General features: G+C 73.2%; 15 protein-coding genes. 11 read left to right on the forward strand and 4 right to left on the reverse strand.

Features of this window, described 5'->3' with window-relative positions:
• Nucleotides 1-119 precede the first annotated feature (119 nt).
• The 4 genes from ACFVXK_RS08985 (at nucleotide 120) to ACFVXK_RS09000 (ending at nucleotide 4,067) form a co-directional block, all read left to right on the forward strand.
• Complete coding sequence (locus ACFVXK_RS08985) at nucleotides 120-1,526, forward strand: DUF6421 family protein (RefSeq protein ID WP_389610842.1); 1,407 nt, start codon at nucleotides 120-122, stop codon at nucleotides 1,524-1,526.
• 26 nt (nucleotides 1,527-1,552) lie between these two features.
• Nucleotides 1,553-2,308 carry an SDR family NAD(P)-dependent oxidoreductase gene (locus ACFVXK_RS08990; RefSeq protein WP_389610843.1) on the forward strand — a complete coding sequence of 252 codons (756 nt, stop codon included), beginning with the start codon at nucleotides 1,553-1,555 and terminating at the stop codon, nucleotides 2,306-2,308.
• Nucleotides 2,287-3,381, forward strand: a complete 1,095-nt coding sequence (locus ACFVXK_RS08995) for a threonine aldolase family protein (protein WP_389610844.1) — start codon at nucleotides 2,287-2,289, stop codon at nucleotides 3,379-3,381. The genes ACFVXK_RS08990 and ACFVXK_RS08995 overlap by 22 nt, the downstream gene beginning before the upstream one ends.
• A gap of 86 nt (nucleotides 3,382-3,467) precedes the next feature.
• On the forward strand, nucleotides 3,468-4,067 hold the full coding sequence (locus tag ACFVXK_RS09000) for a transglutaminase family protein (RefSeq protein WP_389610845.1): 600 nt from the start codon (nucleotides 3,468-3,470) through the stop codon (nucleotides 4,065-4,067).
• Here ACFVXK_RS09000 and ACFVXK_RS09005 read toward each other — a convergent pair.
• A complete protein-coding gene (locus ACFVXK_RS09005) occupies nucleotides 4,003-5,247 on the reverse strand; it encodes an MFS transporter (protein ID WP_389610846.1) in 1,245 nt (414 codons plus the stop codon). The two genes, ACFVXK_RS09000 and ACFVXK_RS09005, sit on opposite strands and share 65 nt — an antisense overlap.
• Before the next feature lie 83 nt (nucleotides 5,248-5,330).
• Here ACFVXK_RS09005 and ACFVXK_RS09010 point away from each other — a divergent pair, with 83 nt between their 5' ends.
• On the forward strand, nucleotides 5,331-5,945 hold the full coding sequence (locus tag ACFVXK_RS09010; RefSeq protein WP_389610847.1) for a CGNR zinc finger domain-containing protein: 615 nt from the start codon (nucleotides 5,331-5,333) through the stop codon (nucleotides 5,943-5,945).
• Here the strand turns inward: ACFVXK_RS09010 and ACFVXK_RS09015 are convergent.
• A complete protein-coding gene (locus tag ACFVXK_RS09015) occupies nucleotides 5,929-6,651 on the reverse strand; it encodes a lysophospholipid acyltransferase family protein (RefSeq protein WP_389610848.1) in 723 nt (240 codons plus the stop codon). The two genes, ACFVXK_RS09010 and ACFVXK_RS09015, sit on opposite strands and share 17 nt — an antisense overlap.
• Nucleotides 6,652-6,890: 239 nt before the next feature.
• Between ACFVXK_RS09015 and ACFVXK_RS09020 the strand changes: the two genes are divergently transcribed.
• The 5 genes from ACFVXK_RS09020 (at nucleotide 6,891) to ACFVXK_RS09040 (ending at nucleotide 11,518) form a co-directional block, all read left to right on the forward strand.
• Nucleotides 6,891-7,238, forward strand: a complete 348-nt coding sequence (locus ACFVXK_RS09020; RefSeq protein ID WP_389610849.1) for a TlpA family protein disulfide reductase — start codon at nucleotides 6,891-6,893, stop codon at nucleotides 7,236-7,238.
• A 241-nt stretch (nucleotides 7,239-7,479) separates the two neighbouring features.
• Entirely contained in the window at nucleotides 7,480-8,028 is a 549-nt protein-coding gene (locus ACFVXK_RS09025; protein ID WP_389610850.1) for a flavin reductase family protein, read from the forward strand.
• A 214-nt stretch (nucleotides 8,029-8,242) separates the two neighbouring features.
• On the forward strand, nucleotides 8,243-9,028 hold the full coding sequence (locus ACFVXK_RS09030) for an electron transfer flavoprotein subunit beta/FixA family protein (protein ID WP_389610851.1): 786 nt from the start codon (nucleotides 8,243-8,245) through the stop codon (nucleotides 9,026-9,028).
• A 56-nt stretch (nucleotides 9,029-9,084) separates the two neighbouring features.
• Nucleotides 9,085-10,047: an electron transfer flavoprotein subunit alpha/FixB family protein gene (locus tag ACFVXK_RS09035; protein WP_389610852.1), complete on the forward strand. Its 963-nt coding sequence runs from the start codon at nucleotides 9,085-9,087 to the stop codon at nucleotides 10,045-10,047.
• A 172-nt stretch (nucleotides 10,048-10,219) separates the two neighbouring features.
• A complete protein-coding gene (locus ACFVXK_RS09040) occupies nucleotides 10,220-11,518 on the forward strand; it encodes a DUF6986 family protein (protein ID WP_389610853.1) in 1,299 nt (432 codons plus the stop codon).
• A 29-nt stretch (nucleotides 11,519-11,547) separates the two neighbouring features.
• Here ACFVXK_RS09040 and ACFVXK_RS09045 read toward each other — a convergent pair whose 3' ends face one another.
• On the reverse strand, nucleotides 11,548-13,941 hold the full coding sequence (locus tag ACFVXK_RS09045; RefSeq protein WP_389610854.1) for a WD40 repeat domain-containing protein: 2,394 nt from the start codon (nucleotides 13,939-13,941) through the stop codon (nucleotides 11,548-11,550).
• Nucleotides 13,942-14,119: 178 nt separating this feature from the next.
• Here ACFVXK_RS09045 and ACFVXK_RS09050 point away from each other — a divergent pair, with 178 nt between their 5' ends.
• Nucleotides 14,120-14,332 carry a hypothetical protein gene (locus ACFVXK_RS09050; protein WP_389610855.1) on the forward strand — a complete coding sequence of 71 codons (213 nt, stop codon included), beginning with the start codon at nucleotides 14,120-14,122 and terminating at the stop codon, nucleotides 14,330-14,332.
• Here ACFVXK_RS09050 and ACFVXK_RS09055 read toward each other — a convergent pair.
• Nucleotides 14,322-15,311, reverse strand: a complete 990-nt coding sequence (locus tag ACFVXK_RS09055) for a LacI family DNA-binding transcriptional regulator (protein ID WP_389610874.1) — start codon at nucleotides 15,309-15,311, stop codon at nucleotides 14,322-14,324. The genes ACFVXK_RS09050 and ACFVXK_RS09055 overlap by 11 nt on opposite strands.
• Nucleotides 15,312-15,431: the final 120 nt, after the last annotated feature.

The raw sequence follows: 15,431 nt of genomic DNA on the forward strand, positions 1-15,431 counted from the left end.
GGAAGACTTCCGGTGGAGTGGGGGGTATTACAGAAAAATTTCCCGAGTTTCCTCTTGAGCGGGAGAGTCTCGCATGCATACGCTGTCTTAACGCGAGGTTCTCCTGTGGAGGAAGTGACATGACGGAAACTCTTGTGCCGGGCATCGGCGGGGCCGTGATAACCGCCGGGGCGCGGGTGGTGGACCACCCGGCGTGGCCCGAGCTCAAGGCCGCCGTGGAGGAGATCCGCCCCTGGCAGGCCAAGGACGGTTCGATCGACTTCGAGGCCGAGGGCGCCCCCGCCCCGCTCGACGTGGAGGCCGCCGTCGAGCGCGCCATCGAGGCGGTCGAGACCCTGTCCCCGCTCCTGCCGCACGCCGCCGAGTACCACAAGGCGCTCGTCGCCGACCTGCGCAAGTGGGTCGTGGACGGCTTCCAGGTGCCGGACTTCCTCGACTCCCTGCTGGCCTTCCACCCGGCCGCGCAGCGCGAGGACGGCCTCCAGCACCTCGTGGTCTTCCCCATGTACACCCAGAACGGCAACCTCGACCGCAACTTCGAGGCCGTCGTGCTGAAGATGGTGTGGCCCGAGTGGCTCTCCGAGCTGGAGCGCACCCGGTACGACAACCCCCTCTTCCTCGGCATCACCCTCGAGGACTTCACCCCGGGCTACGACACTCACTCCGCGGTGCTCTTCCCGGAGACCATCGCCGTCCGCGAGGCCCCCGAGCGCTTCACCTGGGGCGGCATCTTCTGTGACCGCGAGGCGGCCCGCTACCGCAAGGTCACCGGCGCGGCCGTGGACATCCTGGGCATCGAGCTGCCCGAGGACATCGCCCGCATGGTCGAGGACCAGGAGCGCTGCGAGAAGGCCTTCGTCCTGTGGGACATGGTCCACGACCGCACCCACAGCCACGGCGACCTCCCGTTCGACCCCTTCATGATCAAGCAGCGCCAGCCGTTCTGGATGTACGGCCTGGAGGAGCTGCGCTGCGACCTCACCGCCTTCAAGGAGGCCGTGAAGCTCGAGTCCGAGGGCAACGAGCACGGCCGCGACGTGCAGTACGCCGTCCTCTTCGACCGGATGTTCCGCTTCCCGGTCTCCGGCGACCGCAACCGCAACTACGACGGCCTCGGCGGCCAGCTCCTCTTCGCCTACCTCCACAAGCACGACGTCGTGCGCTGGACGGACAACAAGCTGAAGATCGACTGGATGCGCGCCCCGCAGGTCACCAACCAGCTGTGCGCCGAGATCGAGGACCTGTACCGCGCGGGCATCGACCGCCCGAAGCTGGTGCACTGGTTCAAGGCCTACGAGCTGGTCTCCACCTACCTGGCCCCGCACCCGGGCTCCAAGTGGGCCAAGGGCCCCGACGCCCTCGACCTGACGCAGCCCCCGCGCAAGCTCGTGGACGACGTGCTTCCGGACGAGTTCCCGCTCAGCATGTTCTACGAAGCCCTCGCCAAGAAGCTCAAGGGTGTGATCGCCTCGACCAAGGGCATCACTCCCCGGAACGCCGACGACGCCTCGCGGACCGCCGCGTGAGCACTCGCCCTCAGGAGGCTGCACAGATGAACGGCTCCGGGAACGGTCCGCTCCAGGGAGCGGTGGTGGCGGTGGCCGGGGCCGGTGGCCCCGCCGGCCGCGCCGCTCTGCTCCGCCTGGCCGAGGCGGGCGCCACCGTGGTGGCGTCCGACGCCGACGCGGCCCGCCTCGCGGAGTCCGTCGACGCCGCCCGCTACGCCCACGGCGGCGCCACCGTCATCGGTGACACCGTCGACCTGCTCGACCTGGAGGCCACCAAGGCCTGGGCCGAGCGGACCGAGAAGGAGTTCGGCCGGGTCGACGGCCTGGTCCACCTCGTCGGCGGCTGGCGCGGCAGCAAGACGTTCACCGACGTGGACCTCGCGGACTGGGACCTCCTGGAGAAGCTCCTGATCCGCACCGTCCAGCACACTTCGCTCGCCTTCCACGACGCCCTGGTGCGCAGCGACCGCGGCCGGTACGTCCTGATCAGCCAGTCCGGCGCGCACAAGCCGGTGGCCAACAACGCCGCGTACAACGCGGGCAAGGCGGCCGCCGAGGCCTGGACCCTGGCCATGGCGGACTCCTTCCGCAAGGCCGGGGGCGAAGACGGCCCGTCCGCCGCGGCTGCGATCCTGGTGATCAAGGCACTGGTGCACGACGCGATGCGCGCCGAGCGCCCCAATGCGAAGTTCGCGGGCTTCACCGACGTCAAGGAGCTGGCCGAGGCCATCGCCGGCGTGTGGGAGCGGCCCGCCTCCGATGTGAACGGACAGCGTCTGTGGCTCACTCCGCAACCGTGAGAACCGACAACGGCAAGACCGACGCCCGCCGCCACCACGACCCGGCGGTACGCGGTTTCGCCAGCGACAACTACGCCGGGGTCCACCCGGAGGTGCTCGCGGCCATCGCCCTCGCCAACGAAGGCCACCAGGTCTCCTACGGCGAGGACGACTACACCGAGCACCTCCAGAAGGTGTTCCGCAGCCACTTCGGTCCCTACGCCGAAGCCTTCCCGGTCTTCAACGGCACGGGCGCCAACGTCGTCGCCCTCCAGGCCATGACCGACCGGTGGGGCGCGGTGATCTGCGCCAAGAGCGCCCACATCAACGTGGACGAGGGCGGCGCCCCCGAGCGGATGGCCGGCATCAAGCTGCTGGCCGTGCCCACCCCGGACGGGAAGCTCACCCCCGAGCTGATCGACCAGGAGGCCTGGGGCTTCGAGGACGAGCACCGGGCCATGCCCCAGGTCGTCTCGATCACCCAGAACACCGAGCTCGGCACGGTCTACACCCCGGACGAGATCAGGGCCATCTGCGAGCACGCCCACTCCCTGGGCATGAAGGTGCACCTCGACGGTGCCCGGATAGCCAACGCCGCGGCCTCGCTCGACGTTCCCATGCGCACCTTCACCAACACGGTCGGGGTGGACGTGCTGTCCTACGGCGGCACCAAGAACGGCATGATGTTCGGCGAGGCCGTGGTGGTGCTCAACCCGGACGCGGTCCGGCAGATGAAGCACATCCGCAAGATGTCCATGCAGCTGGCCTCCAAGATGCGCTTCGTCTCGGTGCAGCTCGAGGCGCTCCTGACCAAGGACCTGTGGCTGCGCAACGCCCGCCACGGCAACGCGATGGCGCAGCGGCTCGCCGCGGGCGTGCGCGGGGTCGACGGGGTGGAGATCCTCTACCCGGTGCAGGCGAACGCGGTGTTCGCGCGGCTGCCGCACGACGTCACGCGCCGGCTCCAGGAGCGGTACCGCTTCTACTTCTGGGACGAGGCGGCCGGCGACGTGCGCTGGATGTGCAGCTTCGACACCCAGGAGGAGGACGTCGACGGCTTCCTCCAGGCGCTCAAGGAGGAGCTGGCCCGGTAGGCGCCACCTCTTCGGTAACTGAATATTTATGCCTCCGACCGCAAATCTATTGATCTGCGGTCGGAGGCATGCCTAAGCTGCGGATCATGCGACTGATCCAACAGAACCCTGACATACATGCCTATCTAGCCTCCAGTGAGGCCATCGACCACTGGCATCCCCTGGTACAGGAGACCGCCGACACCCTCTGGGCCTCCACCGGTGATGCATATTCATACGCCGAGGCGGCCTTCGAGTTCGTCCGCGACACCATCCCGCACTCCGCCGACTCCGGGGACCCGAGGGTCTCCTGGCGCGCCTCCGACGTGCTGAGCACCCGCAACGGCATCTGCTACGCCAAGTCGCACGCCCTCGTCGCCCTGCTGCGCGCCCAGGGCATCCCCGCGGCCCTGTGCTACCAGCTGCTCGGTGAGGACGACGGGTCCGGACTCGTCATCCACGGCCTCGTCGCCCTGCGGCTGCCCGGCCGGGAGGAGTGGTCCCGGGTCGACCCGCGCGGCAACAAGCCCGGCGTCGACGCCCGGTTCAGCCTCGACGTGGAGCGGCTCGCCTTCCCCGTACGCCCCGAACTCGGCGAGATCGACCATCCCGAGCTGTACGACGCCCCGCACCCGGCCACGCTCAAGGTCCTCCAGGAGTCCGCCGACCGGCCGGAGCTGTGGCGGAACCTTCCGACGTCCCTGTAGCCGCCACCCGCGCCACCCGCCCGCGCCCCGCCACCAGCAGGTGTAGCGCGGCGGCCGCGAGCTGCAGCACGGCGATCCCGAGCAGCAGCGTCCACGGCGGCGCGGCGGCCGCCAGCCCCACCAGGGCGGCCCCCGTGGAAGCCGCCGTCACCTTCAGCCCCGCCCCCAGGGTGAACACCTGCGCCCGCACCCCGCCCGGGGCGTGCTCCGAGCGGATCCGCAGCGTGGCCGTCAGCAGCGGCCCGTCGCACACCCCCGCCGCCGCGAACGCGGCCGCCGCCGGCGCGACCGAGGGCGCGAACGCCGCCGCCGCGAGCGTGACCCCCGTCCCCGCCATCGCCCAGCGGGCCAGCCGGCCCGGCGCCACCGAGGTCATCCGGCCCAGCGTCAGGGAGCCCGTCAGCGCGCCGAGCGCGAAGGCCGTCATCAGCACCCCGCCCGCGCCGGGGCTGCCGAGCCCCCGCGCGAGGAGCACCGAGGTGGTGGTCAGCGCTCCGACGCCGACGAAGGCCAGGGTCGTCGCCGAGGTGATCGCCCGCAGGTCCCGGACCCGCCACAGCGCGGCCAGTCCCGCCCCCATCCCGGCCCGGGGCGCCCGGTGCGGGGAGTCCGCGCCCGGGTGCGCGTCCGGGTACGGCAGGGAGGCGGCCAGGGCTGCCGCCAGCGCCGCCGACAGCGCCAGCACCCCCATCGCGGGCCCCGCCGAGACGGCCGCCCCCGCCAGGCTGACCACCGCCGGAGCCGTCACCGCGGCCGCGTTGTACGTCGAGGCGTCCCAGCCGTACGCCCGGTCCCGCCGCGGCCCCTCCGGCACCAGCCCCGCGACCAGGCTCGACAGCCCGCCCGTCACCACCGGCCCGCAGGAGCCGCCCAGCACCGCCACCGCCAGCACCACCGCCACCGGGGCCCGCCCCAGCAGCGTCGCCAGCGCGGCCACCGCGACCGTGAACCCGGCCAGCGCGCCCGCGTAGAACAGCCGGGGCCTGCGCGCCCGCGCCGCGGCGGCACCCGCCAGCGGCGCGGCCAGGACGTGCGGGGCCATCCAGGCCGTCAGCACGAACGCCCCGTGCGCGGCGCTGCCCGTCCGCTCCAGGGCCAGCAGCACCACCGCCATCCCCATGCCCTCGGACGCGAAACGCCCGGCCAGCGCAGCCGCCAGGTACCGCCCGAACCCGCCCATCGGCGGACCCCTTCCCGCGTTCGGTAACGTGTTGTGCGGGTAAGACGTTACGTCAGACGGGTGTAAGGGGAAAGGAGTCCGGGATGGGGAATCCGCCCGCGGCGGGTGCGGGAGCGGCGGGGTTCTCGGCGGCCGGCCGCCTGATCGAGCTGGCCGAGGCGGTCCGCGCGGACCCCGCCCTGCCCCGCGACGAGCTCGCCGCCCTGCTCGCCCGGCACGGGGAGCACCCGGCCGACCTGGCCCCGGAGGCGTTCGGGGAACCGGAGGCGGCCGAACTGCGCGCGGCGGCCCGCCGGATGGCACTCGTCCTCGCCGAGACCGACGAGGACCGCGCGGCCGAAGCCCTCAACGGGCTGCTGGAGGAGTGCGGCACCCGGCCCCGGCTGACCCGGCACGACGGCCATCCCTGGCACCTGCACGTGGACCGGGGCGACGGCGCCCGCTGGGGCGACTGGTTCCTCGCCTCCGGCGCCCTCGCGCTCGCCCAGCTGTTCACGGAACACGGGCGCATCGCCTGGGGCGCCTGCGCCGCGCCGGGCTGCGGAAGCCTCTTCCTCGCCACCGGACCCGGCAGCGCCCGCCGTTACTGCACGCCCGCCTGCGCCACCCGCGCCCGGGTCGCCGCCCACCGGCGGCGCAAGCGCGAAGCGGCGGAGCCGGGGCGGGGGACCGGGACCGGGATCAGCCGGCTTCCTTGACCTGCGCGGCCGTCGGCGCGGTCCCGCCGAGGTGGGCCGGCAGCCACCAGGAGTCCTCGGTGCCCTGCGGCTTGGCCGGGTAGGCGGCCTGCGCCGCCTCCAGCAGCTCCTGCACGCGCTCGCGCAGCCGGCGGGTGATGGCCCCCGCGTACTGGTCCTTGGGGGCTTCGATCGGCTCGCCCACCCGCATGGTCACCGGGATGTGGCTGCGCTTGAGGTTCTTCGGCCGGCCCTTGGTCCACAGCCGCTGGGTGCCCCACAGCGCCACCGGGATCAGCGGCACGCCGGCCTCCTGCGCCATGCGCGCGGCACCCGACTTGAAGCTCTTGAGGGTGAAGGACTGGGAGATCGTCGCCTCCGGGAACACCCCGATGATCTCGCCCGAGCGCAGCGAGTCCAGCGCGTGCTGGTAGGCGGACTCGCCCTGCTGGCGGTCCACCGGGATGTGCTTCATCGCGCGCATCAGCGGGCCCGACACCTTGTGCCGGAAGACCGACTCCTTGGCCATGAAGCGCACGAGGCGCTTCTGCGGCCGCGCCGTCAGGCCGGCGAAGATGAAGTCGAGGTAGCCGATGTGGTTCGACACCAGGACCGCCCCGCCCTTGCGCGGGATGTTCTCGGTGCCCTTCATGTCGATGCGGATGTCGAGCGCGCGGAACAGCGTGTGCGCGGCGCCGATCACCGGGGGGTAGACGAGCTCAGCCATGGGGAGACCCCGCTTTCTGCCTGGGGAGGTGCTCCCGGCCGGAAGTTACGGAAGCGTAGGTACGCGACCATGGGGATCGTGCCCGAAACGCGGCGCGCTGGCCAGTCCGGACGGCCGCGGACGGGGAGATCCTCGTCACGCGGGGAATGCGCGGCGTGACGGCGGCGCTCGCAGAGGGAGGGCCTCCCGGCCGCGGCCGGGGTGGTGCGTACATGGGGACAGGGTAGACAGGAGCGGGCGTGCCCGAGCACGAGGAGGCCGCCGCGGTGGCGGCCGGACAGGGGCGCCTGGGCGCCGCCGAACTGGGCCGGGAGCCGGGCGAGCGGGCCAGCCTGGTGCAGTTCTCCAGCGCTTTCTGCCAGCCCTGCCGGGCCACCCGCAGGATCCTCGCCGAGGTCGCCGCGATGGTGGACGGGGTCGAGCACATCGAGATCGACGCCGAGCGCAACCTCGCGCTCGTACGCGCCCTGCGCGTGGAGAAGACCCCGACCGTGTTCGTCCTGGACGGCGCGGGCCGGATCGTCCGGCGGGCCGCGGGGATGCCGCGCAAGGCCGATGTGATCGCCGCCCTGGGCGCCACGGTGTGACGCCCGCGCCGGTGCGCGCGCCCGCACGCAGCGTGACGCGCCTGACATCTGCCCGCTGCGGCTTGACTGTGTACACGGGAGATCGCCAGGCTGGCGGCATGCGGTACGAACTCCTGCTCCACCGGCGGGTCCATGTGGACCTCGGCCGATGCGCGAGTGCGCGCTGTTGGGATCGCTGAACGCCCCCGACCCCGATCCCCGAACGCCCTCCCGCGACCCCGCGGCAGAAGGAAGGCCCCCCATGACGGCCCCGACGGCCCCGCCCGCGTCCCGCACCGCCGCCCCCTTCGGCGACCCCGGCCGCGACCCCCTGCCCGGTTCGCCCGAACTGCTGCGCTCCGTCTTCCGCCGGCACGCCGCCGGGGTCGCGGTGATCACGGCGCAGAGCGGGGGCCGTCCGGCCGGCTTCACCGCGACCTCGCTCAACTCCGTCTCCGCCGACCCGCCGATGCTCTCGTTCACCATCGGCACCGGCGCCTCCAGCTGGCCCGCGGTGCGGGACAGCGACCACCTCGGCGTCCACATACTCGGGGAGCACCAGCGGGACCTCGCCGGGCTGTTCGCGCGCAGCGGGGCCGACCGCTTCGGGCCCGGTACCGACTGGGCGCCGGGGCCGCACGGGGTGCCGCTGCTCGACGGGGTGCTGGCGTGGCTGGTGTGCCGCGTGGTGGCGAGGGTGCCCGCGGGGGAGCACCGGGTGATCATCGCGGAGGCCGTGGCGGGGGACCCCGCCGGTGAGGGCCGGCCCCTGCTCTACCACCAGGGTCGCTTCAACGCGTTGCGCGACTGAATCGTCCCTGCTGGGACCGGTTCGGGCGGCGTTGGCCAGATCACAGTTCGACGGCCTTGCAACCGGGGAAGACCCACTGTGTACTGACGAGTAACATTCCCTTCGGAGCGGGGCCCGCCCCGACCGGGATCCGCGCCGGAAGGCGCCTATGCTGCCTCCACAAGGCGGTATCAGTAGCGGTATCAGTAAAAGACGATGCGGTAGGAGAGCCGGCGTGAGCCTGAGGATCGTTGTCTGTGTGAAGTACGTGCCCGACGCCACCGGCGACCGGCACTTCGCCGATGACCTGACGGTCGACCGCGACGACGTCGACGGTCTGCTGTCGGAGCTCGACGAGTACGCCGTCGAGCAGGCGCTGCAGATCGCCGACGAGGCCGACGACGCCGAGATCACCGTCCTGACGGTGGGCCCGGAGGACGCCAAGGACGCGCTGCGCAAGGCGCTGTCGATGGGCGCCGACAAGGCCGTCCACGTCGAGGACGACGACCTGCACGGCACCGACGTCATCGGCACCTCGCTGGTGCTGGCGAAGGCCGTCGAGAAGGCCGGCTACGACCTGGTCATCACCGGCATGGCCTCGACCGACGGCACCATGGGCGTCCTCCCGGCGATCCTGGCCGAGCGCCTGGGCGTCCCGCAGGTCACCCTGCTCTCCGAGGTCAAGGTCGAGGACGGCAAGGTCACGGGCCGCCGCGACGGCGACTCCGCGAGCGAGCAGCTGGAGGCCTCCCTCCCGGCGCTCGTCTCCGTGACGGACCAGTCGGGCGAGGCCCGCTACCCGTCCTTCAAGGGCATCATGGCGGCCAAGAAGAAGCCGGTGGAGTCCTGGGACCTGTCCGACCTGGACCTGGACGCCGAAGAGGTGGGCCTCGAGGGTGCCTACACCGTGGTCGAGTCCGCGGCGCAGCGCCCGGCCCGCACCGCCGGCACCGTCGTCAAGGACGAGGGCGAGGGCGGCAAGCAGCTGGCCGAGTTCCTGGCCGGCCAGAAGTTCATCTAGGGGCTCCGGCCTCCCCAGTAGCCCCCAGACACCTCGTAAAGCAGGAGAGCAGTCCCATGGCTGAAGTTCTCGTCTACGTCGACCACGTGGACGGTGCCGTCCGCAAGCCCACCCTCGAGCTGCTGACGCTGGCCCGCCGCGTCGGCGAGCCCGTCGCCGTCGCCCTGGGCGCCGGTGCCGAGGCCACCGCCGCCGTCCTCGCCGAGCACGGTGCCGTCAAGGTCCTCACCGCCGACGCCCCCGAGTTCGCCGACTACCTGGTCGTCCCCAAGGTCGACGCCCTGCAGGCCGCGTACGCCGCCGTCTCCCCGGTGGCCGTGCTCGTCCCGTCCTCCGCCGAGGGCAAGGAGATCGCCGCGCGCCTCGCCGTGCGCATCGGCTCCGGCATCATCACCGACGCCATCGACCTGGAGGCCGGTGACGAGGGTCCGGTCGCGACGCAGTCCGCCTTCGCCGCGTCGTTCACCACCAAGTCCCGCGTGTCCAAGGGCACCCCGGTCATCACCGTGAAGCCGAACTCGGCCGCGGTCGAGGCCGCCCCGGCCGCCGGCGCCGTCGAGGCGCTCGCCGTCACCTTCGGCGCCCTGGCCACCGGTACCAAGGTCGTCTCCCGCACCCCGCGCGAGTCCACGGGCCGCCCGGAGCTGACCGAGGCCGCGATCGTCGTCTCCGGCGGCCGCGGCGTCAACGGTGCGGAGAACTTCCACCTCATCGAGGACCTCGCGGACTCCCTCGGTGCGGCGGTCGGCGCCTCCCGCGCCGCGGTCGACGCCGGCTGGTACCCGCACACCAACCAGGTCGGCCAGACCGGCAAGTCGGTCTCCCCGCAGCTGTACATCGCCGCGGGCATCTCCGGCGCGATCCAGCACCGGGCCGGCATGCAGACCTCGAAGACCATCGTGGCCGTCAACAAGGACGCCGAGGCCCCGATCTTCGACCTGGTCGACTACGGCGTGGTCGGCGACCTCTTCGAGGTCGTCCCCCAGCTGACGGGCGAGATCAAGGCGCGCCAGGGCTGATTCCCTGACCTGGCGTTTCCGCTGCCTCCGGGGCCGTGTGGTGATTGTCACCGCACGGCCCCGAGTCGTTTGTCCCAGGCGGTGGAGGGACCATTGACGGAGCGGAACCCCGTGACTAAATTCTGCTATGCGGAGCCAGGCTTCCGTGAAGCGGAAAAGAGGAGAGTGCACGATGGGTCAGCAGGAGAAGGTGGCGACGAGCCTCGCAGGCGCGGTCAGCGAGGGCATCAGCGCCTCCCTCGCGCCGGTGGACGCGGAACTCGCGCGCCACTACCCGGGCGACCCCGGCACCCGCCAGCCGATCCACACGGTCTACGTACCCGGTGACGTCTTCGCCGCCGACACCATCCGCTCCTGGGGCGACCAGGCCCTCGCGGCCCTGGACGAGCACGCCCCGGACGCGGCCACCTTCGCGAAGGTGCTCGGCATCTCCGACGAACTGGCCGTCCCGGTCTACGACCGCGTCCGCGCCAAGCTCGCCACCGAGCCCATCGAGGACCTCCGCGTGGACTTCGAGGACGGCTTCGGCGTCCGCTCCGACGAGGAGGAGGACCAGGCCGCGGCCCGCGCCGCCCGCCTCGTCTCGGAGGCCTTCGCCAACGGCACCAACGCCCCTTACATGGGCATCCGCATGAAGTGCATGGAGTCGAACGTCCGCGACCGCGGCATCCGCACCACGGACGTCTTCCTCTCCGGCCTCCTCGAGCACGGCGGCCTCCCCGAGGGCCTCGTCCTGACCCTTCCCAAGGTCACCTACGCCGAGCAGGTCAGCGCCTTCGTCAAGCTGCTGGATGCCTTCGAGACCAGCCGCGGCCTGCGCCCGGGCCGGATCGGCTTCGAGATCCAGATCGAGACCAGCCAGTCCATCCTGGCCTCCGACGGCACCGCCACCGTGGCCCGGATGATCGAGGCCGCCAAGGGCCGCGCGACCGGTCTGCACTACGGCACCTTCGACTACAGCGCCTGCGTCGGCGTCTCCGCCGCCTACCAGGCCAGCGACCACCCCGCCGCCGACCACGCGAAGGCGATCATGCAGGTCGCGGCCGCCGGCACCGGCGTACGCGTCTCGGACGGCTCGACGAACGTCAAGCCGGTCGGCACCCCCGAGCAGGTCCACGAGGCCTGGCGGCTCCACTACGGCCTGACCCGCCGCGCCCTGGCCCGCGCCTACTACCAGGGCTGGGACATGCACCCGGCGCACCTGCCGACCCGCTACGCGGCCGTCTTCACCTTCTACCGCGAGGGCCTGGAGGCCGCCGCCGCGCGCCTGAAGGCGTACGTGGCGAAGATCGAGGGCGACGTGATGGACGAGCCCGCCACCGCCAAGGCCCTGGCCGGCTACCTGGTCCGCGGCCTGGACTGCGGCGCGGTCGGCACGGACGAGGTCACCGCCCTGACCGGCCTGACCCGCGCCGAACTGGACGCCTTCGCCATCCCCCGCCGCTCGGCCACCCTGACGGCCACGGCCTGATCCCGAACTGCCGCCGGCCCGACCCCGGATCACCGGGGGCGGGCCGGCGGCGTGTACGGGCCGGGCAGCACCCACAGGCGAAGGGTGCCGTCGCTCCCGGCGGCGGCCAGCAGACTTCCGTCAGGGGAGAAGGCGACGCCCCGGACGGGGCCCTCATGACCCGTGAGCGGCAGCCGGGTGGCGGGCTCCCCGGTCGCCCGGGACCAGAGGCCCACGGTCCCGTCCCACCCGGCGCTCGCCAGGAGCCGGCCGTCGGGCGAGAAGGCCACGTCCAGCACCGGGCCGGTGTGCCCGGTGACGGTCGGGGTCGCGACCCGGGGTTCGGCCTGGCCGTGCAACCGGACGGTCCCGTCGGCGGTCCCGGTGGCCAGCACCAGCCCGTCGGGCGAGAAGGCCATGCCGGAGATCACGGAACCGTCGGTGCCGAAGGCCCTGCCGGAGGAGTCGGGCGCCACCGCGTCGAAGACCACCACCGTGTCGCCTGCCGCAGCGGCCAGGGCGCGGCCGTCGGGTGAGGCGGCGAGCCCGCCCACGTCGGCGAGCCCGGAGGGCGCGGGGTCGATGATCTCCATGCCGGCGAACACGTCCCAGAAGCCGATCGTCCCGGCACGGCTGATCACGGCCACCCTCCTGCCGTCGGCGGAGAAGGCGAAGTTCGCGCTCAGCGTGACGGGCCGGTGCAGCGGGCCGGTCCGGGGCGCTTCCGGGTGCCACAACTCGGCCGGCCCGCCCGCCGGGGGGAACTCCACACCCCAGGGTCCCGCGGCGGGCGGGCGCAACAGCTCGGGCAGCAGCGACAGGGTCGCGACGTCCCAGGTGAGGACCTGCCGTTCCCCGGTCCGGACGAGCAGCCGCCGCCTGTCGGGCGCGAACGCGAGCCGGTGCAGCGGAACGCCCGAACCGGATGCCAGGGGCGGCAGCGCGACGGCGTACTGCTCGTGCAGCGCGGTGGCGACCGCCCTGGCGGCGAGCGTGCCCGGGACCACCGCCGACACCCCGGGGAAACTCCGTTCGTACAGCAGGACCATCCCGTCCTCGGCCGCCGTGGCCAGCAGTCGGCCGTCGGCCGAGAAGAGCACGCGGCGGACCCCGCTCCCGTGGTCGGTCAGCGGCGCTCCCACGGCCAGCCCGGTCTCGGTGTCCCAGAGCCGGACGCTCCCGTCGTCGGACGCGGAGGCCAGCAGGGTGCCGTCCGGCGAGTACGCCAGAGACGTCACGCCGGCCCCGTGCCCGCCGAGGCGGAGGCTCCGGGCGGCGGCGGTGTCCCACAGCTCCGCTCCGCCGTCGCGGTGGCCGACGGCGAGCAGCCGGCCGTCGGGTGACAGGGCCAGGCAGCGGGGAGGTTCCGGCAGCGCGAGGGGCGCCGTACCGGCGCCGGGTTCGTCGTCGGGGCTCCACACCCGGGCGTCGGCGTCGACGGCCAGCAGCCGGCCGTCCGTGGTGAAGGAGACGGATCGGGTGAGGGCGGATCCTTCGAACAGGAAGTATGGTCCTGATGCGTCGATCAGGTCGGGGCTCCCCACCCATACGGAGCCGTCGTCGTGCAGGACGGCCATGTGGTCCCCGACGGGGGAGCGGGCGAGGGAGACGACCGCCCCGGAATCGGTGTCCAGATGGCCGTCGACCACGCCTGCGCGCAGGTCGAGCCGGCGTACGCCCCGGCGCGTCCGGTGGTCCACCGCCAGCAGCCGGTCCTCGTCGAGGAACATGAGGGGTTGCCCGCCGGGGGTGTACGGAGTGCCGGTGTTCCGGCCCGCCTCGGTGTCCCACACCATGCCGACGTCCGCGGTGGTCGACGCCAGCAGGCGCCCGTCCGGGGAGAACGCCAGACCGATCACCGGCGAGCCGTGCCAGGACAGCCGGTGCACCAGGGCGAAGAGGCCGGGAGGGCGCGTCCCCGTCGGCGGAGAGGGCTGTGGCCGGTGCGCGGGATCCGGGCCCCGGGCCGGCACGGAGGGCCGCGCGCGGGGCGGTGCCGGCGTGGGCGCCTGCGCCGGGGGTTCCTCCTGCGGGGGCCGGAGCAGGTCCGGATCCGGGGCCTGGGGCGGGGGAAGGTCCGAGGCCTCCGGCTGCGGCCGGGCGGTGAGGGCCTGGAGCGCCGCGAGTTCGCGCCAGCGGTGGCGCCACGGGCCCAGTTCCGGGGCGGTGTGCGGGGGGACCGGGATCTCCCGGCCGTACTCGTCGTAGGCGTGGAGGATGCGGACCAGACCCATCAGGGTGTCGGCGCGCACCAGCCGCCTGCCGTTGAAGGCGTCGCTCTGGGTGGCGATCGGCAGCCTGATGCCGGTGCCGGAGCGCGCCGCGCGGGCCCCGAGCTCGCGGTAGGTGGGTTTGCCCCGTTCGATGCGCAGCCGGTGCAGATCGGCGGCGAGGGAGGCGAGTTGCTGCTCGAAGCCGCCGGAGGGCGGCCGCTGCGTCTGCATCCGACCACGGTAGGGCGTGATCGGTACCGGGGCCCCGGAATCCGCCGAACGGAACGGAACAGCCGGTGTGTTCGGCCGAACGCACCGCCGAGTTCAGCGGAGTTCGGGGCCGATCCGGTGTGGTCGGCTCCGTTCCGCCCGTGCGGGACGAGGGCGTGGGGCGCGGTGGAATCGGGCCGTGACCACTACGCCCACACCTTCGCCGCGGCCGGAACCCGAGCCGGCCTTCCTCTCCCTGCACACCGCCGTCGTCCTTCTCGGCGCCCTGTTCGCCGGCTTCGTCGCCGGCGAGCTGAGCTACCTCGGCGGGGTGTCCGTCCCGTTGGCCGTGCTCGCCGGGCTCGGGGCCGCCGGGTCGGCCGTGCCCGGGCTGCGGGAGCTCATCCGGTGACCGGGGGGAGTTCGCCCGAGCCGCGGGGGATCAGGCGGGTCGGGAGGACGGTGCGGGCCGGGGGGAGGGCGGTGCCCGACAGGCGTTGGAAGAGGCGGTCCGTGGCCACCCGGCCCAGGGCCGCCGGGTCCTGGGCGATCACCGTGACGCCGGGGCGCAGCAGGTCGGCCAGTTCGAAGTCGTCGAAGCCGACCAGGGCCACGGGCCGGGGCAGCGCCGCGAGGACCCGTACCACGGTGACGGTGACCCGGTTGTTGCCCGCGAAGACGGCGGTGACCGGCTCCGGGCCCGCCAGCATCGCCTGGGCCGCCGCCCGCACCCGTTCGGGGGCGGTGGAGCCGAGGGAGACCCAGGAACCGGACACCGGCAGGCCCGCCCCCGCCATCGCCTCGCGGTAGCCGCGCAGGCGTTCGGTGGCGGTGTGGATGCGGGGGTGGTCCCCGATGAAGCCGATCCGCCGGTGCCCGGCGGCGATCAGGTGCGCCACCCCGTCCCGGGCGCCGCCGAAGCTGTCCGACATCACCACGTCCGCCTCGATCCCGCCCGCCGGGCGGTCCACGAACACCGTGGCCACCCCGGCCCGGATCTCCGGCTCCAGGTAGCGGTGGTCGTCGCCGGCCGGGATCACGATCAGGCCGTCCACCCGGCGGGCGCACAGCGCGAGCGCCAACTCCCGCTCCCGGTCGGGGTCCTCGGCGCTGGAACCGTTGATCAGCAGGGCGCCGTGGGCGCGCGCCACCTCCTCGACGGCCCGGTTGAGGGGACCGTAGAAGGGGTCGGCGAGGTCCTCCAGGACCAGGCCGACGGTGGCGGTGCGGCCCTTGCGCAGCACGCGGGCGCTGTCGTTGCGCCGGAAGCCGAGGGCCGCGATGGCGTCCTGGACGCGCTGTTCGGTGTCCGGGGTGACCCCCGGCTCGCCGTTGACGACCCGGGACACCGTCTTCAGGCCGACGCCCGCCCGGGCCGCCACGTCCTTCATGGTCGGCCGGGTGCCGTAACGGGGCTCGGTCGGGGGGCGGTTCTGCGGCACGACGGGAAGACCTCCGGGGCGGGGCGGCGGGGCGCTCTGCCCCCGAGGATATGCACTCGGCCGGAGAGC

The organism is Streptomyces sp. NPDC058157 (assembly GCF_042884105.1).
In the GTDB taxonomy this organism is placed as follows: domain Bacteria; phylum Actinomycetota; class Actinomycetes; order Streptomycetales; family Streptomycetaceae; genus Streptomyces.

Bases quoted from the DNA above. Each gene is read 5' to 3' on its own strand.
- ACFVXK_RS08985 (WP_389610842.1), top strand. From the start codon at position 120: ATGACGGAAACTCTTGTGCCGGGCATCGGCGGGGCCGTGATAACCGCC.
- ACFVXK_RS08990 (WP_389610843.1), top strand. From the start codon at position 1,553: ATGAACGGCTCCGGGAACGGTCCGCTCCAGGGAGCGGTGGTGGCGGTG.
- ACFVXK_RS09000 (WP_389610845.1), top strand. From the start codon at position 3,468: ATGCGACTGATCCAACAGAACCCTGACATACATGCCTATCTAGCCTCC.
- ACFVXK_RS09005 (WP_389610846.1), bottom strand. From the start codon at position 5,247: ATGGGCGGGTTCGGGCGGTACCTGGCGGCTGCGCTGGCCGGGCGTTTC.
- ACFVXK_RS09010 (WP_389610847.1), top strand. From the start codon at position 5,331: ATGGGGAATCCGCCCGCGGCGGGTGCGGGAGCGGCGGGGTTCTCGGCG.
- ACFVXK_RS09015 (WP_389610848.1), bottom strand. From the start codon at position 6,651: ATGGCTGAGCTCGTCTACCCCCCGGTGATCGGCGCCGCGCACACGCTG.
- ACFVXK_RS09025 (WP_389610850.1), top strand. From the start codon at position 7,480: ATGACGGCCCCGACGGCCCCGCCCGCGTCCCGCACCGCCGCCCCCTTC.
- ACFVXK_RS09035 (WP_389610852.1), top strand. From the start codon at position 9,085: ATGGCTGAAGTTCTCGTCTACGTCGACCACGTGGACGGTGCCGTCCGC.
- ACFVXK_RS09040 (WP_389610853.1), top strand. From the start codon at position 10,220: ATGGGTCAGCAGGAGAAGGTGGCGACGAGCCTCGCAGGCGCGGTCAGC.
- ACFVXK_RS09045 (WP_389610854.1), bottom strand. From the start codon at position 13,941: ATGCAGACGCAGCGGCCGCCCTCCGGCGGCTTCGAGCAGCAACTCGCC.
- ACFVXK_RS09055 (WP_389610874.1), bottom strand. From the start codon at position 15,311: ATGAAGGACGTGGCGGCCCGGGCGGGCGTCGGCCTGAAGACGGTGTCC.